Raw genomic sequence first — 23,755 nt, 5'->3', positions numbered from 1 at the left:
TCAATCTCCAGAGCAATGGGGGATGGCAAGGTCGGTGACGGCGTAATCGCCGTCGGCGTCGAGACCGCTGACCTCGGTAACGGTCTCGATTCTGCGGCCGGTGCCCCGGCCGGAGATGAACACCACAAGGTCGATCGCGTCAGCGATCAGGCGGCGCGGAACGGTGATGACGCTCTCGGCGACAAGCTGCTCGATCCGGTAGAGCGCGGAGCGAGCGCTATTGGCGTGGACGGTGGCGATGCCGCCGGGGTGGCCGGTATTCCACGCCTTGAGCATGTCGAGGGCTTCGCCGCCCCGGACTTCGCCGACGATGATCCGGTCCGGGCGCAAGCGCAGCGTCGAGCGCACCAGATCGGCCATCGACACGGTGCCGGCCTTGGTGCGCAGCGCCACGGTATCGGGCGCGGCACATTGCAGTTCGCGCGTGTCTTCGATGATGATGACCCGCTCGTCGAGCGTCGCCATTTCGTTGAGAAGCGCATTCGCCAGCGTCGTCTTACCCGATGAGGTGCCGCCGGCAACCAGGATATTCTTGCGCTCGACCACGGCCATCGACAGCGCCAGCGCGACCTCTGCGCGCATGATGCCGTCGGCAACATAGTCCATCAGCCGATGGATGCGGGCGGCGGGCTTGCGGATCGAGAAGCAGGGCGCGGCCGAGACCGGAGGCAACAGCCCCTCGAAGCGTTCGCCACCTTCAGGCAGCTCGGCGCTGACGATCGGCGCGCCGGCATGAACCTCCGCCCGAATATGCGAGGCGACCAAGCGAATGATGCGTTCGGCTTCGGCAGGCTCGACCCGCAGTTCGGTATCCACGCGGCCTTCGCCGAGCAGGTCGAGCCGGAGCGTGCCATCGGGGTTGACCATGATCTCGATCACACGAGGATCGCCGAGCGCCGCGGAAATCGCCGGCCCCATCGCCGTGCGGAGCATGGCGCGGCGGCGGCCCTGCGCCGTCATATTGGCGGAAGCAGTCACCGTGCCGCCTCGCTTGCAGGTGCGAGTGGTTTCGCACCGGTCGCCATCTGGCGGCCGACTTGCGCGATGAAGCGGTCGAAGCGGTCCCGGCCGATGGCGCGGGCAGCGGCATCGGGTTCGGGAAGCTGGGCATTGAGGCAATATTGCTGGTGGATGAAAAGCGAGAGGCTTTCCAGAAGCACCTGAACGTCACGCCCGACGCGGCCGATCTGAAGGCTCATCCGGTCGAGCCGGCCGCCAAAGCGATCGTCCAGTTCGTGACTGCCTTGCCGGGTCAGCCAGGCATCGAGAGCAGCCACCAATATGTCGGAGCGCGCCACGCCGGGCTTGGCGGCGATCTCCTCCAGCCGCTCCGCGAGGCGCGGTTCGAGGAAAAGCTGATAACGCACCTTGTCTCGGTTCCGCATCATTCGTCCCCGTCGAAGCCGGGGAGAAGATCGTCGCCGCGCGACTTCCCTTCATTGATGGCGACGGCACGAGCGACAGTGCCAAGGCCGGTCATTGCGCGTTGGTCGGCGACGGGATCGCCATCATCGTCATCTCCCGGCGTCAGCTCTGGTTCGCGCTCGGACGGCGTCTCCGCCTGTTCTTCGAGGCCGGGATGCCGCTGCTGCTGCAAGCCGCCTTCGGAATCTTCATCGAGCGCGGCGCCTTCGTCCTCGGCGGCGGGGATCAACCCGTCATGGAGGCCGCGCACCTCACCACCCCAGTCATCGGGGCGCGGAGCGGGCCGGTCGTGATATGCCGCACCGCCGACGCCGCCATTCCCACCATCATTCCCATCGCCGCTGCCGGCTCCCCCACTGCCGCCGCCATCAAGATCGGGCGGCGGCAGCACCCGCGATGTGAAATTGCGGTCCTGATAATAGCGAAGCTTCTTCGCCCGGATCGGTGGCAGGCCGGATACCAGCACAAGTTCGTCGGCAGGCGGAAGCTGCATCACCTCGCCGGGCGTCAGCAGCGGACGGGCGGTCTCCTGCCGCGACACCATGACATGGCTGAGCCAGGGCGCGAGGCGATGGCCGGCATAGTTGCGCTGGGCACGCAATTCCGTCGCGGTGCCGAGCGCGTCGCTGATCCGCTTGGCAGTGCGCTCGTCGTTGGACGAAAACGCGATGCGGACGTGGCAATTGTCCAATATGGCATTGTTCTCGCCATAGGCTTTGCTGATCTGGTTGAGGGATTGCGCGATCAGATAGGCGCGGATGCCGTAGCCGGCCATGAAGGCGAGCGCGGTCTCAAAGAAGTCGAGCCGTCCCAGCGCCGGAAACTCGTCCAGCATCATCAGCAGTTGATGCTTGCGGCTCTTTTTGGGGTCGCCTTCGAGCCGTTCGGTAAGCCGGCGGCCGATCTGGTTCAGCACCAGACGAACCAGCGGTTTCGTGCGGGAAATGTCGCTGGGCGGAATGACCAGATAGAGCGACACCGGCGATTTGGCGTCGACAAGATCGGCGATGCGCCAGTCGCACGCCGCCGTGTTCCGCGCGATAATCGGGTCGCGATAGAGGCCAAGAAACGACATGGCGGTCGACAAGACGCCGCTGCGTTCGTTCTCGCTCTTGTTCAACACCTCGCGCGCGGCCGATGCGACGACGGGGTGGACCTGCGGATGCTCCTTGGTGCCGAGATGGTTGGTCGCCATCATCCGCCGCAGCGTGTGGGCGAACGACCGCTGCGGATCGGAGAGGAAGGTCGCGACGCGCGCGAGGGTCTTTTCTTCCTCCGCATAGAGGACGTGCAGGATCGCGCCGACTAGCAGCGAGTGCGAAGTCTTTTCCCAATGCGAGCGGCGTTCCAGCGCGCCTTCGGGGTCAACAAGAATATCCGCGATGTTCTGAACGTCGCGGACCTCATCCGGCCCTTTGCGGACCTCCAGCAGCGGATTGTAACGCGCCGAACGGGGATCGGTCGGGTTGAACAGCAGGCAATGCGAAAAGCGCGACCGCCAGCCGGCAGTCAGGGTCCAGTTCTCCCCTTTGATGTCATGGACCACCACGCTGCCGGTCCAGGACAATAGCGACGGCACGACGAGGCCGACGCCCTTACCCGAACGGGTCGGCGCGAAGGCCATGACATGCTCGGGACCGTCATGGCGCAGATAATTACCGCGATAGCGGCCAAGAAACACGCCGGCATTGTCGAACAGCCCGGCCTTCGCGATCTCGCCGCGTTCCGCCCAGCGGGAGGAACCATAGGTGGTGACGTTCCGGTTCTGCCTGGCGCGCCAGAGCGAGCCGATAATGGCGGAAGCGCAGCCGAGGAATCCGCTCGCGCCCGCCAGCATCCCCGCCTTGTCGAAGACTTGCGGGGCATAGGCATCATAATGATACCACCAGCCGAAAAGCTGCCACGGCCGATAGACCGGCACGCCGAACGGGGTAGCCCACGGCGCGCCAAGCTGCGCCTGATAGCCGAGCATTGATGCGGCCCATTGGGTCGCTGCCCAAAGGCCGAGGATGACGATAGCGAAGACAACGAAAATCTGTCCGAGAAGCAGCTTTGTGGGGGTCATGTTCCTGGTTCCGACTCGCCGGCCGCGGAGTGCGGCGCGAACGGAACTCAAGCTGCGTCAGGTCAGGAAGGCAGCGTGATACCCCCAGTGGTCCCGGAATGTCCTTGGGCGTCCCCGCTGTCTTGGGAGCAGGGAAGTGAAGGCTAAGGTCGCACAGACAGCTCCCGCATGTTAAGCGGCAAATCTGCCTCCGCATCATAGAGGACGATACCGGACGGGCAGTCCTCTACGGTCACGGTCAGCGTGACCGTGCGATGCGGGATTTCGGCGGCAATCAATCGGCGCACGAGGCACCAATGCGCGTCATCAACACATTCCGACAGGTTGACCGTAATATGAAAATCATAGCCTGCGATGTCACCGCTGGATGGGCAGATGGCATACGGGTTGGTCAATGCGATAAGGACGATCCGGCCTTGTTCGGGCATTCCGCCCTCTCCATAGCCAAAAGCGGCGCGGACAATCCGGCTGATTTGCTCAATTTCCTGCTGCGCCTGAACCGGAAGATGCCCGACACGCGCCATCATGGCGATAGGGTCGTAAATATCGTTCGAAAAATCCGATTGCTCGTTCACAGCGCGTCCCGATCGAATAGTTGCAGTCGATAGGTTCAGTCGGGACGATCTATACTGTCATCAGCACCGAACTCCCGCGCACTGGACGCGGGAGCCGCCGGGGCTTCACAACATGACGAAACGACATGCGCCGCCGTTTTTAGTCCGAGGACTTGGACATATACGACGGCACCCCGGAAACCGAAGTTTCCGAGACGTTTTCGTTTCGTCGGGTTGTGAAGCCCGGCGCTGCCACTTCGCAGCGCGGTTGACTGCTTAGCAGGCGGGCCGGATGCCGCCAAGGTAACAAGAGCGGCAAAGCGCTTGGACTGCTGGGGAAGGCGCGTTGCTACCGGACAGGCTCCATCGCTCTGCATGATCCATTCAAAATGTCGGCACTTATTGACAAATACCGACATTTGATAACATCAAGCTATATGGAACTCGCTGGAACCCTATCGGATCAGGCCATTGCCTTTGCGCGTTGGCGTGGGATCGCGCGCGCGCGGGACTTTCGCGAGGCAGGCATACCCCCGGCAATCATCGCGCGGCTTTGCGAGCAGGGACAACTCGTGCGGCTTGCGCGAGGACTGTATCAACTCGCCGATGCTGATGACATCGACGCAGCCCATAGCCTCGCCGAAGCCGCACGGCTCGCACCGCATGGTGTCATCGTGCTCCTGTCCGCCCTGCAATATCATGGGCTGACCTCGCAGCTTCCCCATGCGGTATGGATTTGCTTCCACCACAAGGCGCGGATTCCGCGCACGCTGCCTTTCCGTGTCGAGGCGGTGCGTGCATCAGGCGACGCCTTCACGGCCGGGCGCATGACGGTTGAAATCGAAGGGGTTGCTGTATCGATCTACGACCCCGCCAAAACCATTGTCGATTGTTTCAAATATCGCAGCCGGGTCGGCCTCGATGTAGCGATTGAAGCCCTGCGCGACGGGCTGCGCCAGCGGAAGGTAACCCGTGCCGACCTTCGGCGCTATGGCGCCATCTGCCGGATGCACAATGTCATGCGGCCTTATTTGGAAAGCCTGTCGTAGAGAGGCAACATCATATGCTCACAGTCAGCGAACGCGTGGCGGGATAGTTTTTCGCACTTTGTCCGCCAACATCGGCGCGTAGTAAATAGCGTGAAGGATACCCTCGACTGTATCGAGCAGAGTGTTCACCGTATCAGCGCTAGGTTCGAAATCCCGGTGCATGGCGGCATGGCCAGCTTCGATCAGCGTATCCTTGAACATGGCCTGCTGGTTGGGGGCGACGTGTCCTGCGTCGAAGAACTTTTCGATGTTCTTCTCGAACCTTCCCTGATCTCCCACTTGGTCGATCATCAAGCGCTCCACCAGCGCCCTGATTCCCATCGTGGCGAGCCGGTGCGCCCCTATCGCCATGGCCCCATATATCTCGTCGCAAAGGCCGTTATAGGATTGAAGATAGGCATTGAACGGGAAGGCTTGGCGGCGCCATTGCGGTTTCTGGCGCGTGATCGACGGCGGAAAGAACTCGGTGTAAATCGCCGGCTGCCCGTGTTCGTCCGAGTCTTCGGAGAACCAGTGCCTATGGCGTAGCCTGACGGAATCGCAACCGAGACAGCGCATCAGCGCCCAACTGTCTCCACCCTCGATATAGATACCCCGCTGATCGTCCAACTCTTCCTGCCACGAAGTCTTTTCCGTATGAACGATCGCATGGTTGTTCCATTGCAAGCATTTGTTGCAATGCTCCCGCTCGACCATGTCTGTCCTGTCGTTCATCCTTCCTCCGAAACCAATGGCGGCCATTGCCTCGACGTGTGGACCAGCGTGAGAATCCAGACCGTCCCATCTTCGATCTGATACACCAGCCGATAATTCTCATGGGGAATCAACTCGCGCGTTCCCGCGATCTTGCCTGTCCGGCCCATGTGTGGAAAATCGGCCAGACGCGCCGCCGCATCTCCGAAAAGTTCATCCATCCGCAACGCAGCACGCGGATTATCGCCAGCGATGTATGCGATGATCTCGATACGGTCCTGTTCAGCTTCCGGCGTCCACTTGACGCTCACGCCTCTGCCTCATCGGCCCTGCGGCGCAATTCTGCCCGACGGGCCGCAAAGTCGGCTTCGACGTCCTCGTTTGGGCGGCCACGACCAGCACGAACCGACACACGGGCAGCTTCGACCTTTCGGCGCAGGAACTCGTCATAATCCCGCGCTTCGCGCTGTCGCTGGACATATTCGCGCATGAAATCCCGCACGATCTGGGAGGCCGGGCGATGGGTAGCCTCGGCTTCGGCCATGAACGCATCCCGCAAATCGGGTTCCAGTTTCATCGTGAAAACGGCATCCTTGGACATGGACGACTCCATTCAAGTTCATACTGACAAGATATATACACTCTCATTACCTGGCAATGCCTGGCCAGCGTGCCTCGGGGAGCAAGGTTCTTGATCCGTTCCCAATCGAGGATACAGTCGGCTCATGGGGCGGAAACTACAACGGATTGTCGAAGCAGCTATCATCGAACGGATCGGTCCGGTGACGGCGCAAGATCTGATGGCGATGTCGGACGATAGCTGGGGCTTGATCCGCGATCAGATTACGGATCGTCGCAACGGAAAAGACGGTCTCGTCGCCCGATGCCTAGCGTGTGAATGCGAAGTGTATATCCGCACGTCCAAGACGCGCGGCATCGCTCGCCCTCTGTTTCAGCATTATAACGGGAGCGATCCGGACTGCCCCTGGTTTCAGGGACGGAATATCAAACCCGATGCCGCTCGGGCCGCACAATATCAGGGGAAGCAGGAATCAAACTTTCATCGTCTGATGTGCGAGTTGGTGGGAGAGCTTGCCGCACTCGATTCTCGTTACATCAAGCATACCGTCGGCCAGTATCGTTCCCCAACTGAGAATGAGCATGGTCGCTATCCCGATACCTATGTCGAGTGGGACGACTTCGGCCCGTTCGTCGTTGAGTTCCAGATGTCCGGCACGTTCCAGACGGAAATCTCGGCGCGCTGCAAGCACTACGAACGTGAAGGCATACCTCTGCTATGGATTCTGTTCGGGCTTGATACCGCCACCGCGCTTCCGCAGAGCTTCATCGATGTTATCCGCCGTCACCGCGGCAACGCCTTCGTTCTCGATCAAGCAGCGGTAGCCGCATCGCGGGAGCAGAAAACCCTTGTGCTGTCCTGTTACCTTCGCAAGCCCGATGGACGACTGGACGCGCCCAAGCTGGTTCGGTTCGACGCGCTTACGGTTCCGCGCTCAAAGATTCCCTATCACGAAGACAGAATCGTTGGCTCGCGACTAGCAGAGATCGAAAAAGTGCGTCGGCCTTGGTTCAACGCGCTTGCTCAATGGGAGGATCGCTACAAACCCCTTCGCGATCTGGCGCGTCCGCAAAGTCTGCTTCTCGCGGCTGCCTTCTCGATCGTTGCCGCCACGAACGGGAAGGGGCGAAATTATGCGAGTGAACATTCAAACATTTCTGCGATGCTCAATACCTATCTGAGCACCAAAGTTCTTTCGCCCTACTCGGACCTACTGAAGCAGATTATCGAGAACACGCGAAGCAGCAGCATAATCAAGGCATCCGTTCACGATCACCTCCGCCGCTATCGAGACGCGATACAGGCCACGAACGAATCCCCTGAATGGATTCTGTTACGAAAGCTGTTGCCGGAAGCCCTCGACCCGGTGTTGCGGGAGGAGCTTGCCTATCTGGATGCACTGCCGGATTGGGCAAATCCGACCTCCGAGTAATTTCTGAGCATTGCGCGCCTTCACGAAATCGACGGGCCGCGCTGACGACCGATCGTCCAGTTGATCGTGTCGCCGCGCATGATGCCGGACACCTGCTTCTCCAGATGGCGATCGAGCACCGGGCGCCACGGCACCAGGGTAAATTCGCGGCTCTTTTCGATCAGCGCATAACGGCCTGACGCCAGTTCCACCGGACGGCGATAGATGCCATCGATCCGCTCGCCGGGTTTGGCTTCGGCATAGACGATACCCAGTTCGTCGGAGAGCTGGCCCGCGACCCGGTTCAATTCGCGCCGTCGCAGCATGGCCAGCAGGTTTTCGCGATAGATGATGCGGCCCTGTTCTTCTTGTGCCAGCCCTTCGGCGATCAGCCATTGCCGCCGCTGGACGAGCGCTGCGCGGGTTTCCCGGCCGAACCCGGCATCGCGCAACGGCTCGGGATCGGCCGCAATCAATTCCCGGTCTAGCCAGGTCGCGCCATCCACCCCGGTTTGTCGGTCCAAGGGAAGCGTAGAGAGCGTATCCACGATGACCGGCGCGGCTTTGGCGCGTTGTGCTTCATAGGCGGCGGCGACATCGACATGATCGGGGGCGATGAGCCATGTTCCGTCCGCCTCGCGCTCGATTATGCTACCGCCCTTGGTCATCACCCGGCGTATCGCCTCAAGCCGACGCACATGGGTTTCGGCAAAAGATTCGCGCGCGGTGGAATCGTGACGCAAATGAATATCGATCGAATAGCGCCCGTCATGGGCGGCGGCGATCTCGGCCACGGTGCGATCGACGGCGCGGGCCTCGACCGGCTTGGGCGCGATCCGCACCACCGCGCCTTCGGGGATGTAGGCCGTCGCATCACCCCGGCCGATATCGACATAGTGGCTGCGCCCATCGGTGCCATCTACGATCAGATAATGGCGATCGTTCGCCTCGTCCGACAGACCACGCTCGACGACGCGGCCGACGATCGGCTTCATGCTCGCCGGATCGGCGATGGCATAGTCTCCTGCGGCGCGCTCCATTCCATGCTCAGTAAAGGCGCGCTGCATGGTGCGGATGATGTCACCGCGCTCGCCCATGCGCTTCAGCGTGTCATCGATGCCGTCGGCCAGTTGCCAGCGTCCCGGTTCGATCTCGGTGGCCAGCCCCAAGTGGCCGAGCTTTTGCAAGCGCCCCGCGCGGAGTGATTGATAGAAGGGATCGCGGTCGGTGGCTTCGACGATCCGCCGATGATCCATGTCGCGCAACAAGCGCCGGTCGATGCTGGTCAGCCGTTCCTGCTCGATCTCGCGGGTCAGCCGGTCCTCGATCTCGATGTCCGTGCGCGGTCCCAGGTCGAGCGACACCAGCTCGGCTGCGCGCTCGCGAATACCGTGCGTCAGATATTCGCCGCCGATCACCAGATCCTGCCCGCGATCATCGACGCCGCGCACGACGATATGGGTGTGCGGATGGCCGGTGTTGAAATGATCGACCGCCACCCAGTCGAGCTTCGTCCCCAAATCCCGTTCCATCTGCACCATCAGGCGGCGGGTCAGCGAGCGGAGATCATCATAATGATCTCCATCCTCCGGCGAGACGATGAAGCGGAACTGGTGCCGGTCGCCGTCGGCCCGTTCGAGAAACGCCTTGCCGTCGGCCTGCTCCTGCCCGGCCGAATAAAGCCGCCCCGGCTCGCCATCGCGGGTCACGCCGTCGCGCTGGATATAGCGCAGATGCGCGCGCGCCGCCCCAAGGCTGTTCGCCTTGTTGAATTTGGCGATCCGGTATTTGACCATGACGCGGCGCTGGCGATAGCCCGCCAGACGGTCCCGGCTGGCAAGCTGTCGCCCCGCGACGCGACCACGCCCGATCCTGCTGCCGGTAAAGGCGCGGCCTGTGCGTCGCACGCCACCGGCAAGCGTCCGCGCCTGAAGCACGCGCTGAAGATAGCTGCGGCGCATCCGGCTTCCGCCTGCGCGCGGCTTGCCAAGGTCGGGCGTAAAATCGTCGTCATCGCTCATGGCAGCGTCCCATCACCTTGCGAACTTCTTGAGGATTGATGAGGTTGATCCAAAGTAACCGGGACAATCAACGAGTCTCGCGGGTGGGATATTATTATCAATGACTTATGGGTTTCCTGTCTCTCGATCCCTATAACCTGTCTCGTGAAATAATGATGTGCAGACAATATGTTGATCCCGCTTGCGGGATCGACCTTTAATCTTGCCCTTCGAGTCCTACCCGCTTCAACCGCCCCCAAGCCGCCGAAACCCGCCATCGCGAACGGCAGAGAAGCAGGAGCGCCGCGCCTGCCGCCGCGCTCCTGCTGTCCATGCGGCCTGTCAGCCGTCCTCCCGCCAGAGCCGATCCCGTTCCGCCAGCGCTGCTTCCAGTTCGGCTTCGACCTGCCGCAATTCGTTCTCGTCCGTGAGGCTGCGAAGCTCGGCGCGCAGTTCTTCGATATGCTGTTCGACAGACATGATTTCCTCCTGATCTTCGAAAGACAGGAGGCTGCGCCCGGTATGGATCGAGCCGGGTCAAGGACCGCGAAGCGGCCGCGCCAGCGGCGATGCCGGGCGCGATTTTTTTCGGCCGCGCGCCATGTCAGGGGGTGAAGAACCGGCCTCGCCAGGCCGAAAAAAATCGTGTCCGGCGTCGTCCTTGAGGCGGCTCGATCCATGCCGGATACTGGGCAATGTTGAGCGGATATTTCCCTCTCGCCACGCGCAACGCCCGTCATGGCTGGCCTCCGGGCGGGTCGTTCAGGGGGATGAACAGCGTGCCGGATGCGGGTCGTTCAGGCGTGGAATCCGCATGACCGGATGCCGGTTCCGTCGTGTTGCCCAGCGAGAAAAACAAGCGCGTTCCCGACAGCATGGCGGGCGGCATGGACGGCGTTGCAGGCGTGCGGGCAAGCTGCGCGATATAGGAGCGCGTCTCGCCCGGTAGCGGCCTTCCGGTTCGCAAATGCTCACCGTAGCGGGCCGGACCGGCGTTATAGGCGGCGAACAGGCCGGGATAACCGAAGCGATCATACATGGCGCGCAGATAGGCCGCGCCCGCCATGATATTGTCGTGCGGGTCGTACGGATCGGCGCCGAGACCGTGCCGCCGCCGCATTGCCGCCCATGTGCCGGGCATGAGTTGCATGAGGCCCATTGCACCTGCGGGACTGGTGATCGGACGCCCGTTCAAGTGGGTCAATCCGGCGCTTTCGGCCTGCATGACGGCAGCAATCCATGCCTGCGGAATGGCGAAGCGCTGCGCGGCTTCGGCGATATAGGGTCGCCATCGTTCGACCGCTGGTGATGTGCGGAACGCCGGTGGCGATGCCGATGGCGCATCGCTCGCAGGCACGGCCACCGGCACGGCGAGCGCCAGCGACGCCCATGCCACGGGCGCGGCGATGGAGGTCAGCGTAGCCATAACGGCGTCGCTTTCCCGATGATCGCGGTTTCGCTGATCGGCCCGAAATAGCGCCCGTCGAACGACTCGGCGGCGTCCATCATCAGGAATACGCGACCGTCGCGCAGATGCTCGCAGCCGCTCCACCACGGCAGCGGGCGGTCTTGCCGGTCGGTCGCGCGGCGCTCGGCGATCCTGCGCCCATTGACGAAAATTGCATATCCCAGCGCGCAAACCTTGTCGCCATCGCGCGCCGCGATCCGTTTGAGCAGCGGCACGTTGGCGGGCAGATAATGGCGACGCGCGGCGAGCTGGCGAACGCTCTCCGGCGTGCGGGCCAGCACCATGTCGCCGGTGCGGACGGGTGCGCCGGGATGGATGCGCCAAAGACCGATCGGCGCGCTGGCCGAGGCGTTCCAGATGATGCGCGGCGCGGGCGGCCCCATGACATCGAGCGTGGCGGCAGCGGCGAGCAAGGCGAGGCCGATGCCGCCCGCGATAAGGAGCGGACGGCGGCGGGCGCGAAGCTGGCGGGCCAGCGGCGGGTGCCATTCGAGCAGCGGCGCGGGCCTGGGTCTGGCCGGATTGCGGGAGAGCGGCTTACGCATCGCGCTTCCCCCTGCGCGGGCCGCGCCCGTTGTCGCGGGACCATTGCTCAAGATCGGCGATATGGTAGCGGACCTGCCCGCCGTGCCGCCGATAGGCCGGACCCTTGCCTTTCCAGCGCATGTTGGTCAGCGTCTTGACCTGCAAGCCGAGGAAAAAAGCGGCCTGCTTGGCGGTCAGAAACGGGCTTCCTTTCCGCGCCTGACTGGCCCGGATATGATCGTCGTCATCCATCTGCGTGATCCTCCTGATGAGTGCGGACGGCGAAGGACCATCCGCGACAGGCAGGGACCGTGCGGGACGGGGAGACGGCGCGGCAGGGTCGAAAACGCGGCTGCCGGTTTTCGACCCGACTGGCCCGAAACGGCAAAAGCCCCCGCGCCGGAGTGGACGCGGGGGCTTGCCGGGCCGGTCAGGCGGCGTTGACGATCAGCGCCAGCACGTCGTCATCGTCCTGTCCGGCGGCGCGGCCGAGATTGGCGTAAATCGGCCACGGCGCGATCTGCGGATGGAAGATGCGGAGCGAGACATAGGGCTTGCCGGTCTCGCGATTGGGCTTGATCCAGCCCGCGCCGATGTCGTTGGGACCGCTCCAGATGCGGAAATCGGGCTGCTTCTCGCCGCGCTTTTCGGTGTTGGGCGTGATCTCGATGCCGAGCGGATTGCGGCGACCGAGAAGGCCGATCTGCCCGCGCATTTCGTTGGTTTCCGGGTTGCGCGAGACGATACCGAGAGTGGACATGATGCATTCCTTTCGTTGCTCGCCAGAGCCGATCCCCGGCGATGCGCGGACCGTGATGGGCTGACCGGGACGCCCGCACCCGAAGGGCCGGAGCGGCAGCGGAGGACCGGGATGCGCGGCTATTTTGAAGCGAAGCGACCGCGAGGAGCCGAAGCGCAGCGAAGGCGGGGAAAATAGCGGCAGCAATCCCGGTTGCGGGCGTTCAGGGCCGCCCATAGGTCCAGCAGCAACAGCCAGGGTCGCGCGTCTGGCGATACGGACAGGATGCCGATTGCCTGTGTCACGGCCTGACGGATCGCTCCCGGAACCGGCGATGCGAGGGTGCAGAGGATGGATCGGGCGCATCCCCGCGCGTCGATCCTGCGCCGCGACAAGCGGGAAAGGGAGCCGCCTTGCCCGCCATCGGACAGCGACCAGCGGCCTCGGCGCGGGCTGGATCAGGTGCGACCGCGACGGCCACGCTGTCTTGCCCGCCCGCCTGTCCGATGATCGGCGTGGCTCATTCCGCCGATGCGGCAAACCACCGGAACGGGACCGCCGCGCCCGTGCGCCGCGATCCTCAAACGCCGTCATCGGCGCCACGAAAAAGCCCCCGCGTCCACTCCGGCGCGGGGGCTTGCGAAGGAAAATGGAGGGGCGGCAACGCCGCCACTCCCATCGTCATTCCGCCGCGATGGCATAAGGATCGGGCTGCTCGATCTCGAACGGCTGCGGCACATTCCTGAAAGACCGCTCGACCGATTTCCACCGGGAGAGCGTGACAAAGGGCCGCGCCGAATAGCTGGCGGCAGGGAAACGCAGCCATTTCGGCACCCATCCGTCGACCTTGGGGCGCTGGTTCTCGCCGGTCAGGTGATCGCGGATGATGGCTTTCTGCGTCTTGACCTTCTCGGTGATATTGCCGTCCGCGACTTTCTTGCCGCCGACATCGCGGAGCATGGCGTTGACCATCTGGCGGTCGCGGACAAGATCGAAAAACGCATCGTCCGCCGTCCACAGGCTCGCCATATCGACGGCGAGATAGCTGCCCACGGCCTCGACCACGGCGCTGCCTGCCTCCATCGTCTCGCCCATGACGATAGCGATGATCGCCATGACATCGGCGTCGGACAAGGTGAGCAGGCGGGCGAAGATGGTCGCGGCTCCGTCCTTGTCGCCATAGCCGCCGGTCACGGTCGGCTCGTCGGCATCAAAGCCGAGAAGCGCGAGCGCCGTCCGCCGTTTTTCGTCGAACCGGGTTTCGGCGGTGCTCGTCTCGACGCTCTCCGTGATGGCGTCGTTGCGGGCGGTCTGCGGCTCGACGCGGACAGTCCAATGCGCCGGGCTGGTGATGGCATGGGCCAGCATCAGGCGCAGCGCGACGGCGGGATAATCGGCCAGCACGGCGCGCGTTGCGGCGTGACGGTGGAGGTCGATATAGGTCTGCAAGGCGCTGGTGGTTTCGGCGCGGGCATTGCGCGCGGCCTGCCGGTCGGCTTCGGTGGTTCCCGCCTTCGCCTCCGCTGCCCGCGCTTTCCGGGCGTCCTTGCCCGACAGCCAGCCCTCATGCACTTCCACCTCGCCATTGTGGCGGATGGAAATATAGACCTTGCCGCCCTTGGCCTTGGGCATCTTTTCATGCTCGTAGCTATAGAAATAGCTGCCCGGTTCCATGATCTCGACTTCGGCCCATCCGGCTTCAATGAGGGCGTCGCGCTTCGCGGCGATAGCCTCGTTCTGCGCGATCCAGAATTGTTCGGCGTCCGCGAAAAAGCCGTCCTGCTCGAACAGGTCGCCGACGATCCTGCCGCCATAATCGCCCAGCGGGAAGATCGCGGCCTTGACCGAAATGGACTCGCCGCCCAGCAGCCATGCTTTCAGCCGGTCGCCGGTCGGCGCATATTGGTCCGGGTCATCAAGCAGCGCCAGCCAGTCCTTTTGCTGCGCCTTGCTGGCGAGCGTCAGATGACGGATGGTCCGCGTGTCGATCTCGCCCTTGCGGTAGAGCCCCCGGATGCGCGGCGACAGATTGCCGAGCGCGAGGATGCGGCGGATATAGAGTTCGGTCAGGCCGAAGGTCTGGCCGATCTGCTCCACGCTGCGCTTTTCCTTCTGGATAAGCCGGGTGAAGGTTTCCCATTGGGTGACTTCATCGGGGTCGAGCCGCTGGATATTCTCGATCAACGAGGCTTCCAGCGCGGCGGCGTCGTCGCCATCCTCCATGATCGCGCACGGCACGGGGCCGTGGTCGATCCCTTCGGACAGGGCGATGCCATTGGCATGATGGCGGCGGCGTCCGGCGACGATACCGAACATCTCCGGCCTGTCCTCAAGCTCGCCGGGGCGCACGACGAGCGGCACGATGACGCCGCGCGCGCGGATGGACGGAAGAATATCGGACACATCCGGGTTCTTCTCCCCGTGGCGCATATTGGTCTTGCTGACAAACAGCTTGCCAGCGTCGATATTTGCGAGTTGCATGGTGGTTCACTCCTGCTTGGGGTGGACCGGCCCGTTCGTGTGATCTGCCAAGATGGACGGACGGGCCGGGTTAGCGCCGAAATAGCGGCGCGGCTCATCCGTCCGGTGTGGGCGGAATCTCGGAACGGCGGGCAAGCTCGCGCGCCCGCGCGGCGGTGGCTAACAGCGCCTCGGCTTCGGTGATGCGGCCCGCGATCCGGGCCGCGTCGGCATAGGCAGACAGCGGAAAGCGGCCCGTGAAATACAGGTCGCGCTCGATGCTGAGTCCGCCCGGCAAGCGGACGGATGCGATCTCCGACAGGCTGAAAGAGCCGAGTTCGGGGCATCCGAAACCAAGGTCGGCCAAGCCGAACAGGGTGTCGCCATCCTCGTCCAGTTCGGTCGCCAGCCATGTCGCCGCGCCCATCGGATTGAACAATTTGAGGATGGGAAGCGGGTCGGGTTCGCGTCGGCCTTCCTCCTGCGCGGCGCGATGGGCGATGGCGTTGGCGCGCAAGGCGGCGCACAATTCGGGGGTGAGGAGCGTCATGCCGCAATCCTCCCTTCGTCGCCCTCGCCAAAGGCGAGAATATAATCCGCCGCCTTGCTCGCCTGACTGGCGGCGCGGAAGATCGCGCGATTATCCTCGCGCAACACCTCCAGCCATGAGCCGACATAATCGGCATGGCGCACGGTCGGGACGATGCCTAGCGCGGCGCAAATGAACGCGGCGCTAATTTCCGCGCACAGTTCCTCGCGGGCGTAAGGCTTGGAGCCGAACCGCCCGGACAGGTCGCGGTTCAACCGGTGCCTTGCCCCCGAATGATGGGACAGTTCGTGAAAAACCGTCCGATAATAATTGATCTGGTCGCGGAACGCCGGTTGCGGCGGCACCTGAATATAATCGCCGGACGGCGCATAGAACGCCTTATCGCCACCGATGCGAATATCTGCGCCGGTGGCTTCTATCAGGGCTTCGGCGTGGGGGATGATCTCGCGTTCGGGCAGCGGCGCGGGATCGGTGGCGAGACCGGGCCGCAAACCTTCGCATTGCGCGACATTGAAGACGGTGAATTTCTTGAGGAACGGAATGGCGCGGGCATCCTCGCCGCTTTCGACGGCACGGGCCTTTTCCGCTTCGGGAATGAAGCGGTCGGCATAGACGACGGTGGTGCCCTTCTCGCCCTTGCGGACATTGCCGCCCGCTTCCAGCGCCTGCCGAAAGGTTAGCCAATGCTGCGAGGCATGGCCGCCCTCGATCGCCGCGCCCCAAAGCAAGAGCACATTGACGCCGGAATAGCGCCGCCCGGTCAGCGCGTTGCGCGGCAGGCCGGGGCCGCTTGCCGCGCTGGCATCCCAAGGTTGCACCCAAGGGAAGCGGCCCGCTTCCAGTTCGCTGATGATCTTGCGCGTTACCTCGTCATACAGATTCGCGCGGGGCTGCGCCCCTGCCTCGCGACCTTGCCCCGACGCGCGACGCTTGCGGGAAAAGCCCATGCCTAGCCTCCTGTCACAACCAAAAAACCGACCGCAAACCCGCCGGGCGTGGGGGGTGGGCGGCAGGGGCGACCGGAGAGGCCCGCAAGAGCGGCGGGCGGCACCCGCAGGGGCGCAATGCAATGAAGCAGCCGGAGCGAAGCGGAGGCTTGCCGCCCGGCGCGGCGGGCCTAGCAGGGCGCGCCGACCACCCTCCGCGCCCAAGGGGTTGCCAACAAACAGACGCCGGCGCGACGGGAGGAGCGCCGGGCAACCAACCGGGGGCGAAGCCCCCGGCCAGCGTCATGCGATCGTGACCGGAACGGCCGGGACGCCGCAGGTGGCCCCGCGAAGCCTGGCGCCGAAGGCGCCTGGCGCAGTAGAGCGCGGTCGCCCGCCGGGGCGGGCGAGACGCCCTTATGCCTTGCTTTCTACCGCAGCAGATGCCGCCATCCGCCGCCGATCAGCGTATTAACGGTCCTGAGCAGACGTTTGATATGGGTCCGCAGATAATCGGATGTGTCGAGACAGTCATCGCGCACCGTTGCGTCGCCGTGAATGACGCTGGCGTGGATGCGGTGGCCACGGGAATCAGCCGCAGCGGGCCTTGCCGCCATCTTGCTGGATCGGGGGACAGGGCACGTCGCCATAGGAGCAGTAAACGCAGCAGTCGCCCGACTTAGGCCTGAGGACGGCACCGCAGTCCTTGCAGTCGTAGAAGAATTGGCAGGCGTTGGTTGGCATCGTCTCGGTCGCCCGGTGGCCGCAGTGTGGACAGGTCAGCGTTGAGCGCAGTTTGAGAACCTCCTCAGACATAACGATACCCTGCCCAGAGCAAGGCGACGCCCAACAGCAGTCCGACGAGCGTTAGCAGGCGCATCCAGCGCGGCGTGCACACGCCGTTGGGCCCGCAGCGCGCAGCGACCACCTGCTGGCGCAGCAACAGCGCGGCACCGGTGACAAGGCACAGGGCACCGATCAGTAGGAGCGGCGTGCGATAGGGCGCGGCGACGAAGGCCACACCGCCGAGCCAAGTCGCGCCAATCCCGGCGGAGGCGAGCAGGATCGGCAATGCGCAACAGGCGGCGACGCCGAATGCGGCGGCAATACCCGTCAGCGTAAGCGTGACGGTGCCGATGCCCTTGGGCGAGTGTGGCGTTTCGGTCACGAACGATTCCTTGTGGCAGTCATGCAACCGCCTTAGCATCTGTAGCTACTACAGACTCAAGCCCCAATCGAAAGCTGCGCCCATGGCTGCCAAGACGATCCAGATCGGCGAACTCTCGCGCCGCACCGGCTGCAACATCGAAACGATTCGCTATTACGAGCGGATCGGGCTGCTACCCACGCCGCCGCGGCAAGGTCGCTATCGTAGCTATGGGACAGAGGACGTGGCACGGCTAAGCTTCGTGCGCCGTGCGCGGGAGCTTGGGTTTACCCTCGACGAGGTGCGCGCCCTGGTGAGGCTCGCGGCTGGAGGACCGACGTCGTGCGCCGAAGCGCGCGAGCTGGCGGCATCGCATCTTAAGGACGTGCGTGCACGGATCACGGACCTCAAGCGAATGGAACGGGTGCTCTCGGACTCAGTGCGGGCCTGCGATGCCGGACAGAACCCAGGCTGTCCGCTGCTCGATACGTTGGCGGCGGAGAAGCGGATCGCATGATCACCATCGGCGCGTATGCCTCTTTGAAGGTCAGCCAGCATTGCGAAAGATATTCGCATTCAATCGTCGCGCGCCCGTCGCGCGGTCGTGTCCTTCCTCATGGCGAGGGCCCCTCTTGGTTGGGAGGGCCAGGGGATCGGCGATGCCCCCCCGCGTCATGCGATCCTGACCGGAACGGCCGGGACGCCGCAGGTGGCCCAGCGAAGCCTGGCGCCGAAGGCGCCTAGCACAGTAGAGCGCGGTCGCCCGCCGGGGCGGGCGAGACGCCCCAATGCCCACTTAATCATCCGGGCCTTCTACCGCAGCAGATGCCGCCATCCGCCGCCGATCAACGTATCGGCAGTCCTGAGCAAACGCTTGATATGGGTCCGCAGATAGTCGGACGTGCCGAGCCATTCATCGCGCACGGTTGCGTCACCATGAATGACGCGGGCGATTTCGCGGTGGCTGGCCCCGGCCTGCCGGCCATCCCATGCCTGCAATGCCAGGGCCCAACGCCGTGCCCGCCGTTCGGGTGGGAACNTTACCCAGCGTCGTAATTGTCGCTCGACGGTTGCTCCTCGCAACAGCAAATGGTAGCCAGAATTCACCAACCGGCGCGGCCACCTATCGGCCATCAAAATTGACGCCGACCGGACTCCGTAATCGTCGCGCTACAGCGTCGCCCGTCACATGAAAATCGAGATGGACGGGGCCAGCGAGCAATGTGCCCGATCGCACCGCGATACGGATACAGCGCGGCCCATCGGCGATCAGCACATGCTCACCGTCGACGGGATGGCGCAGGACGACGATGGGATGGTCAAGTGCGTGGAGATCAAACAGATCGACCTCGCCCGGCAAAGCGGAGCGCGCATCGACGGTCAACGTAGGGGCTTGTCGTTCGGCACACCAAAATACATGCCCGGTAAAATCGTCCAGGCTGCCGAGCGCCGCAAGCGGCAGGACGCGATTGCAGACGAAATTGCAGCGGCGGATGGTCAGGACGCAGAGTGGCGGCCGCGCGCGCAACAGGGTCCATGATGCCCGACACGGCATTCGTAGATTGTGGCCGATCGCGCGACGCAGACATTCCCATGCCCAAGTCGCCCGGTCGAATCCCAGCAGACGATCGTAGCGCGCGCGATCGCGCCATGCGGATGCAGTATCCGCCCGGATGGCTCTTGCCATGTGATCCTCTCCCTGTTGGCGCACGGGGGTCGCAAAGCGACCAGGCGCAGCCTGCCAGGCGTTCAGGACGCCCGCTGCCGGAGGCGCTTGGGAATGAGGCGGAACCGGCGCAGTTTGAGGAATGCCGGAATAAGAACCGGCCGTATGTCGGAAAATACCGACAAATAATGGAAATCAGGGGTGAATTTACGATGTGGCGCTATCGGCTAAGGCTGCGTTCATGCTGCCATCCCTCGCTGGTGAGAACCAGCGCCGCCTTGTCCTCGCCCTGTTCGGTGCCTGCTGCCTTGGCGAGCGAAGGCAGTGCAGCGCGCACGGCCGTGTCCCCGGCCCAAGGTTCCATATCCTCCAGTCTATAGGTGTAGCGAACCTGCGATACGCGCACGCCCATTACGTCGGCCGGTTCGGTAAAGGACGTGACCTCGCCGACGACGCGGCGGGCGAAGCAAAGGTCGGACCCGCCCAGCAGCGTATTGTCGGATTTTCGGATGACCTTCGCGCCCGCATCGGTAGGTTGATAGACCAGCGCGTCATAACTCATGTCCTGCCCCATGACGGGCGGCCGGTTCTCACGGCGCTTCTGGACTGACAAGAGCCCGGCGGCGGTCAGCGCTTCATAACCGCGCCGATCGGCCGGAGATCCGTCGGCGCGGACCGTGGCGGGCATCTGTCCGATATTGACGCACTCGGGATGCGCGTCGAACCAACCCTGTAAAGCCGTGCGAAAATTCGCCTTGCTCGCCGCCTTGGGATCGCTGCATCCCATCAGTGTCAACGACAAGCCGCTTATGGCGGCAAGCGCGATCTTGATCCGTGCAGCCCGGTGCTGCGTTACCTGTAAATCGGTCATCCTCTCGCTCCTTTTTTGTCACTGCGCCACCAGTGGCGTCAGGATAGGCATATCACTCCGTTTATCAGAGCCGATCGAGGCGAAAACGAAGCGGCGTCACGCCGGTCATTGCGCGAAACGTGGCGCCGAAATGGCTTTGGCTGGCGAAACCAACTGCCAAGGCGATTTGGGCGATAGGCAAATCTGTCGAGAGCAGCAGTATCTTCGCCCGCTCGATTCGACGAATTATGATGTAGCGGTGCGGCGGCGTGCCAGTGGACTGCCGGAAGGCCTCGCTGAAATGGTGCAGGCTTCGATCCGCGATCCGGGCAAGCATGGCGATGCTCAAGTCATCGCCGAGATTGGCCTCGATATAGTCGATCACCAGCCGGAGCCGCTGTGTTCCGAGTCCGCCTCTGGCGGGCGCTGGATGCCATGCGCCATCGCTGTAATGACGAAACATATGGACTGCGATAAGGATACCGAAATGCTCTGCAAAAAGCTTTCCGCCAGCGCTTTGTTCGCGCAATTCAAGGGACAGCATCTTTGCAGCGTCCGCGAGGAAGTTGTCCGTTACCGCGACACCGGGACGCAAACTGGCTCCATCTCGCCCGAACGTCTCATGCCCAACGCGATCGACCAGCTTACGGTCGAGTGCGATGCCGACAATGTTGGGGCATACGATCCATCGCTGGAAAAAGGGATTATCTCCAGGATCGATATGAACGGCACCATATTCGATCCGGGCGGACTGGAGACGATCGCTTCCCGGCAATCTCCATTCCATATCGAAGGGCTTATCGTTGTGAACGACGATGGTAAGTCGTGGTGAGCCGATCAGCCCGCTTTCATGTGGAGCCAAGGTTCCCTGCACCAAATGGACGCCGCCGTGGCTGAGGCGAGCATCCAACCGAAACTCGTTCGTGTGGACCGGGTGCGCGAAATCTATGAGCGTCGGAGGCGACTTGTCCTTCCCTTCTGGCAATACATTCACCGAGGCCATGTGTTGGAAGAGTGAAAACTGAAATCGGTCAACGACACCGAACTCCAAAGACGAGCAGCATATTGCCCCCTCGAATGAACGCCTGTGAGACTATGGCCGCTCATAGGCGCTTGCACGTGACGGGCTCTCGCGTGGGCTCGTCCAGTTTTATGTCTTTCCCATCGAGGGTCAGGTTCGTCCCGTCATCTCCAACATACGAAACTCCCTGCGCGTATGCGGAAAGCCGGAGCATCGGACCAGTCGGCGATTTGCGAATGATAATCGACAAATCATTTGCCAAGAAATCGATGTAGATCACCTGATCATCGCTGCATCGATAGGAATGGCTTGCAACAATTGCAGGCGGCGGCGCGACGGTTGAGGAAGACATATTTCCCGTCATGCTTCGATCTTTAGGCTTTTCTTCTGAGCAACCGAGGAGAAGACCGACAAATGCCAACGGAAGCACGATATGCCTTATCGACAGTCTGCCCGAACGGGCCTGCCCGCCGACATAATAGCTGATCATATAAACCACCCTCTTGATAATCTGCTTGGTTGTCCCCGTTCCGCCGTGGGCGCGTGAACCCACGCACCCACGGCGTGGTCCCGTCGCAAGCGGAGTAACCTCATCTTGAGGGAGGTTCTCCTCCAGGGGGGGATGCTTGCGCGGAACCAAACCGGATTTCGGCTCTGTCGAGTCTTGGGGACCGAGCCCCAAATAAATCTGACGGGTATTTCGGAATGGAATGATGGAACCGATCCGGTTTTTGACCGCCAACCTCCAGTCATTCGACGTGTAAAAGTCGGGCACTCCATTATTGCGATACGTTTCATGATTGATCCGGACGAAATCCCTTGCGAACCCGTGGCCGTCCGGGTGGCTTGGATTGCGTGCGAGTCAGCCGCCTTTGTATGAGGCGGTCTGTAGCCTTAAGCATCCCCTCGAAATTTCGCCGCAAGCCCTTGGGTCGTAGAACTGATAAGAGTCCGGAACACCGGTAGCTGTGGATCAATTTCGAACCGACAGGTTCATGGGCAATCATGAAGCGCTCCTCGAGCGTCAACAGCCAACCGAGCTCAACCTGGAACGCCAGATGAACATTTTCAGTGCAGCCCGTCAGCCGCGCCTCAAGGGCCCAAAATCGGTCCTTTCGGGGATTTATTCTAAACGAATATTGGATGACGCTATCTGCTGCCGCCATCCCAGCCGGGCGCGTATAGGGATGCCAGAATCTGTAGTCCTCAAATCTGGTTAGCACCGTCCAGACCCTTGGTGGCGACGCAAGGAGTATCGTTTCGTTACTTAGCTCGAACACGCGCCTCTCCCCTAAGCTGGCTTAGTCGAACAAGTCGGAGAGGAAACCGCGCCGGCGCTTGTGGCCATGATGACCCGAGCGCCCATGGCCGCCATAGTCGTAATCCGGTTGTTCATGTCGTGGCCTGGGACCAACATCGGATCGCGAGGGTGCTGCGCTTTCCGATCGCTCTATGATCTTGTCGAGTTCGCCGCGGTCGAGCCACACGCCGCGGCATTGCGGACAGAAATCGATCTCAACGCCCTGTCGCTCGGACATGGAAAGGGCCACACGACAAACTGGGCATAGCATGCTTGGTGTTGAAGACGTCGGGACATTCATCATCATTCTCCTTTTCAGCTGGTTATTTTGCTTCACTGCTAGAGATGGAGAGGCTCGACCTCGGAACAGGGGCTGGTTTCGGTCTGGATCGTGGCGTGCTCGATGGCGAACGCCTGCGCGAGCTTGGCCGCCACCTGGCCTCTGATGGCCTCGGCGTTTGCGTCACCATCCACCATAATGTGAACCGAGCAGCTCATGCTGTCGCTTGTGATCGACCAGACATGGAGGTCATGAGCGCCGCGAACCCCATCCACCCTAAGAATCGTAGCCCGCACGTCAGCCAGCGAAAGGCCCCGCGGCACGCCTTCGAGCAGGACATTCGCGGTGTCGCGAAGCAGGATCCAGGTTCTCGGCAGAACCCAGAGGCCGATGCCTACGGCCACAATCGGATCGATCCAGCTGATGCCGGTGAAGCGAATGACGAGCGCACCAGCGATCACGCCGATGGAGCCGAGCATGTCCGCCCAGACTTCGAGATAGGCGCCTTTAAGGTTGAGGCTCCGGTCCTTGCCCGACATGAGCAGGCGCATCGACACAAGGTTTATGACTAGGCCGATGACGGCGACGACCAGCATCCCCGTCGACTGGACGGGCTCAGGATCGCGGAAGCGGTTTACCGCTTCGAACAGGACATAGATGGCGACGGCGAACAACAGGAGGGCATTGAAGGCAGCTGCGAGGATCTCGAACCGGCGATAGCCGAAGGTTCGCTGGTCATCTGCGGGCCGGGCTCCAATCCGGATCGCCAGCAGTGCAATGGTCAACGCTGCAACGTCCGTCAGCATATGGCCGGCGTCGGACAGCAGAGCGAGGCTGTTGAAGACGAAGGAGCCGACGACTTCGGCAATCAAGAATGTGCCGGTTAGAAGAAGCGCGATCAGCAATATCCTGCTGTTGGCGGTCGTGGCATGATCGTGCGAGGGATTGGCGGCAACATTCGGTTTGACGTTCGCCTGTTCAGTCATGGGCTTCGGCACGGTTTGCTCCTTTCCCGCGGATCAGAATTGTCCTGATCGAGGCTGCGA

Annotated in this window: 28 protein-coding genes; 4 read left to right on the top strand and 24 right to left on the bottom strand. The window is 62.7% G+C overall.

Annotated elements, in window-relative coordinates:
• The 4 genes from trbB to CV103_RS01130 all read right to left on the bottom strand — a co-directional run bounded on the left by trbB (nucleotide 1) and on the right by CV103_RS01130 (nucleotide 4,065).
• A complete protein-coding gene (gene trbB, locus CV103_RS01145) occupies nucleotides 1–933 on the bottom strand; it encodes a P-type conjugative transfer ATPase TrbB (RefSeq protein WP_107393726.1) in 933 nt (310 codons plus the stop codon).
• A gap of 41 nt (nucleotides 934–974) precedes the next feature.
• Nucleotides 975–1,388: a CopG family transcriptional regulator gene (locus CV103_RS01140; RefSeq protein ID WP_342749142.1), complete on the bottom strand. Its 414-nt coding sequence runs from the start codon at nucleotides 1,386–1,388 to the stop codon at nucleotides 975–977.
• The gene (locus CV103_RS01135; RefSeq protein ID WP_107393689.1) at nucleotides 1,385–3,490 is read right to left on the bottom strand and encodes a conjugal transfer protein TraG; all 2,106 of its coding nucleotides are present in this window, start codon (nucleotides 3,488–3,490) and stop codon (nucleotides 1,385–1,387) included. The genes CV103_RS01140 and CV103_RS01135 overlap by 4 nt, the downstream gene beginning before the upstream one ends.
• Nucleotides 3,491–3,633: 143 nt before the next feature.
• Nucleotides 3,634–4,065, bottom strand: coding sequence for a hypothetical protein (locus tag CV103_RS01130; RefSeq protein WP_107393688.1), 432 nt, complete (start codon nucleotides 4,063–4,065; stop codon nucleotides 3,634–3,636).
• 368 nt (nucleotides 4,066–4,433) lie between these two features.
• Between CV103_RS01130 and CV103_RS01125 the strand changes: the two genes are divergently transcribed.
• A complete protein-coding gene (locus CV103_RS01125; RefSeq protein WP_245896597.1) occupies nucleotides 4,434–5,093 on the top strand; it encodes a type IV toxin-antitoxin system AbiEi family antitoxin domain-containing protein in 660 nt (219 codons plus the stop codon).
• A gap of 24 nt (nucleotides 5,094–5,117) precedes the next feature.
• Here the strand turns inward: CV103_RS01125 and CV103_RS01120 are convergent, their stop codons facing one another.
• Genes CV103_RS01120 through CV103_RS01110 form a run of 3 tightly spaced genes read right to left on the bottom strand, consistent with a single transcriptional unit; the run spans nucleotide 5,118 to nucleotide 6,387 of the window.
• Nucleotides 5,118–5,807, bottom strand: coding sequence for a DUF4145 domain-containing protein (locus CV103_RS01120; protein ID WP_170112522.1), 690 nt, complete (start codon nucleotides 5,805–5,807; stop codon nucleotides 5,118–5,120).
• A complete protein-coding gene (locus CV103_RS01115) occupies nucleotides 5,804–6,097 on the bottom strand; it encodes a type II toxin-antitoxin system RelE/ParE family toxin (protein WP_107393685.1) in 294 nt (97 codons plus the stop codon). Before CV103_RS01115 ends, CV103_RS01120 begins: the two co-directional genes overlap by 4 nt.
• Nucleotides 6,094–6,387, bottom strand: a complete 294-nt coding sequence (locus CV103_RS01110) for a CopG family ribbon-helix-helix protein (RefSeq protein WP_107393724.1) — start codon at nucleotides 6,385–6,387, stop codon at nucleotides 6,094–6,096. The genes CV103_RS01115 and CV103_RS01110 overlap by 4 nt, the downstream gene beginning before the upstream one ends.
• Nucleotides 6,388–6,511: 124 nt before the next feature.
• On the opposite strand from CV103_RS01110, the gene CV103_RS01105 reads away from it, so the two are divergent.
• The gene (locus tag CV103_RS01105) at nucleotides 6,512–7,798 is read left to right on the top strand and encodes a competence protein CoiA family protein (protein WP_107393684.1); all 1,287 of its coding nucleotides are present in this window, start codon (nucleotides 6,512–6,514) and stop codon (nucleotides 7,796–7,798) included.
• A gap of 20 nt (nucleotides 7,799–7,818) precedes the next feature.
• Here CV103_RS01105 and rlxS read toward each other — a convergent pair whose 3' ends face one another.
• The 11 genes from rlxS to CV103_RS01055 form a co-directional block, all read right to left on the bottom strand.
• Complete coding sequence (rlxS, locus tag CV103_RS01100; RefSeq protein WP_107393683.1) at nucleotides 7,819–9,798, bottom strand: relaxase/mobilization nuclease RlxS; 1,980 nt, start codon at nucleotides 9,796–9,798, stop codon at nucleotides 7,819–7,821.
• A gap of 321 nt (nucleotides 9,799–10,119) precedes the next feature.
• Nucleotides 10,120–10,257 (bottom strand): hypothetical protein, encoded by a 138-nt coding sequence (locus CV103_RS22295; protein WP_170112521.1) that lies wholly within the window; start codon nucleotides 10,255–10,257, stop codon nucleotides 10,120–10,122.
• A 256-nt stretch (nucleotides 10,258–10,513) separates the two neighbouring features.
• Nucleotides 10,514–11,203, bottom strand: coding sequence for a lytic transglycosylase domain-containing protein (locus CV103_RS01095; protein ID WP_107393682.1), 690 nt, complete (start codon nucleotides 11,201–11,203; stop codon nucleotides 10,514–10,516).
• Entirely contained in the window at nucleotides 11,191–11,790 is a 600-nt protein-coding gene (locus CV103_RS01090; RefSeq protein WP_107393681.1) for a S26 family signal peptidase, read from the bottom strand. Before CV103_RS01090 ends, CV103_RS01095 begins: the two co-directional genes overlap by 13 nt.
• Entirely contained in the window at nucleotides 11,783–12,022 is a 240-nt protein-coding gene (locus CV103_RS01085) for a helix-turn-helix domain-containing protein (RefSeq protein ID WP_107393680.1), read from the bottom strand. The genes CV103_RS01090 and CV103_RS01085 overlap by 8 nt, the downstream gene beginning before the upstream one ends.
• 178 nt (nucleotides 12,023–12,200) lie before the next feature.
• A complete protein-coding gene (locus CV103_RS01080) occupies nucleotides 12,201–12,530 on the bottom strand; it encodes a DUF736 family protein (RefSeq protein WP_107393679.1) in 330 nt (109 codons plus the stop codon).
• Between the two features lie 660 nt (nucleotides 12,531–13,190).
• A complete protein-coding gene (locus CV103_RS01075) occupies nucleotides 13,191–14,990 on the bottom strand; it encodes a ParB/RepB/Spo0J family partition protein (RefSeq protein WP_107393678.1) in 1,800 nt (599 codons plus the stop codon).
• A gap of 94 nt (nucleotides 14,991–15,084) precedes the next feature.
• Nucleotides 15,085–15,519 carry a DUF2958 domain-containing protein gene (locus CV103_RS01070; protein WP_107393677.1) on the bottom strand — a complete coding sequence of 145 codons (435 nt, stop codon included), beginning with the start codon at nucleotides 15,517–15,519 and terminating at the stop codon, nucleotides 15,085–15,087.
• A complete protein-coding gene (locus CV103_RS01065; RefSeq protein ID WP_107393676.1) occupies nucleotides 15,516–16,466 on the bottom strand; it encodes an ArdC family protein in 951 nt (316 codons plus the stop codon). Before CV103_RS01065 ends, CV103_RS01070 begins: the two co-directional genes overlap by 4 nt.
• 570 nt (nucleotides 16,467–17,036) lie before the next feature.
• Complete coding sequence (locus CV103_RS23040; RefSeq protein ID WP_107393675.1) at nucleotides 17,037–17,261, bottom strand: GDCCVxC domain-containing (seleno)protein; 225 nt, start codon at nucleotides 17,259–17,261, stop codon at nucleotides 17,037–17,039.
• On the bottom strand, nucleotides 17,254–17,613 hold the full coding sequence (locus CV103_RS01055; RefSeq protein WP_107393723.1) for a mercuric reductase: 360 nt from the start codon (nucleotides 17,611–17,613) through the stop codon (nucleotides 17,254–17,256). Before CV103_RS01055 ends, CV103_RS23040 begins: the two co-directional genes overlap by 8 nt.
• An 82-nt stretch (nucleotides 17,614–17,695) precedes the next feature.
• On the opposite strand from CV103_RS01055, the gene CV103_RS01050 reads away from it, so the two are divergent.
• Nucleotides 17,696–18,109, top strand: coding sequence for a MerR family transcriptional regulator (locus CV103_RS01050; RefSeq protein ID WP_107393674.1), 414 nt, complete (start codon nucleotides 17,696–17,698; stop codon nucleotides 18,107–18,109).
• A 296-nt stretch (nucleotides 18,110–18,405) separates the two neighbouring features.
• On the opposite strand, the gene CV103_RS23035 is transcribed toward CV103_RS01050, so the two are convergent.
• The gene (locus tag CV103_RS23035) at nucleotides 18,406–18,726 is read right to left on the bottom strand and encodes a DNA -binding domain-containing protein (protein WP_107393673.1); all 321 of its coding nucleotides are present in this window, start codon (nucleotides 18,724–18,726) and stop codon (nucleotides 18,406–18,408) included.
• A 55-nt stretch (nucleotides 18,727–18,781) separates the two neighbouring features.
• Between CV103_RS23035 and CV103_RS01040 the strand changes: the two genes are divergently transcribed.
• Nucleotides 18,782–19,132, top strand: coding sequence for a hypothetical protein (locus tag CV103_RS01040; protein ID WP_107393672.1), 351 nt, complete (start codon nucleotides 18,782–18,784; stop codon nucleotides 19,130–19,132).
• A gap of 346 nt (nucleotides 19,133–19,478) precedes the next feature.
• Here the strand turns inward: CV103_RS01040 and CV103_RS01035 are convergent, their stop codons facing one another.
• The 5 genes from CV103_RS01035 to CV103_RS01020 all read right to left on the bottom strand — a co-directional run bounded on the left by CV103_RS01035 (nucleotide 19,479) and on the right by CV103_RS01020 (nucleotide 23,707).
• The gene (locus CV103_RS01035; RefSeq protein ID WP_146163357.1) at nucleotides 19,479–20,129 is read right to left on the bottom strand and encodes a hypothetical protein; all 651 of its coding nucleotides are present in this window, start codon (nucleotides 20,127–20,129) and stop codon (nucleotides 19,479–19,481) included.
• 64 nt (nucleotides 20,130–20,193) lie between these two features.
• Complete coding sequence (locus CV103_RS01030; protein ID WP_107393670.1) at nucleotides 20,194–21,159, bottom strand: helix-turn-helix domain-containing protein; 966 nt, start codon at nucleotides 21,157–21,159, stop codon at nucleotides 20,194–20,196.
• Between the two features lie 52 nt (nucleotides 21,160–21,211).
• Nucleotides 21,212–21,619 (bottom strand): hypothetical protein, encoded by a 408-nt coding sequence (locus tag CV103_RS22015; RefSeq protein WP_146163356.1) that lies wholly within the window; start codon nucleotides 21,617–21,619, stop codon nucleotides 21,212–21,214.
• Between the two features lie 811 nt (nucleotides 21,620–22,430).
• Nucleotides 22,431–22,730 carry a TFIIB-type zinc ribbon-containing protein gene (locus tag CV103_RS01025; protein WP_424538714.1) on the bottom strand — a complete coding sequence of 100 codons (300 nt, stop codon included), beginning with the start codon at nucleotides 22,728–22,730 and terminating at the stop codon, nucleotides 22,431–22,433.
• A 38-nt stretch (nucleotides 22,731–22,768) separates the two neighbouring features.
• Entirely contained in the window at nucleotides 22,769–23,707 is a 939-nt protein-coding gene (locus CV103_RS01020) for a cation diffusion facilitator family transporter (protein WP_245896596.1), read from the bottom strand.
• Nucleotides 23,708–23,755 lie beyond the last annotated feature (48 nt).

Source organism: Edaphosphingomonas fennica (assembly GCF_003034225.1).
Taxonomy (GTDB): domain Bacteria; phylum Pseudomonadota; class Alphaproteobacteria; order Sphingomonadales; family Sphingomonadaceae; genus Sphingomonas_E; species Sphingomonas_E fennica.
Note: the sequence above shows the minus strand (reverse complement) of the source record. Positions and strands in the feature narration are given on the sequence as shown.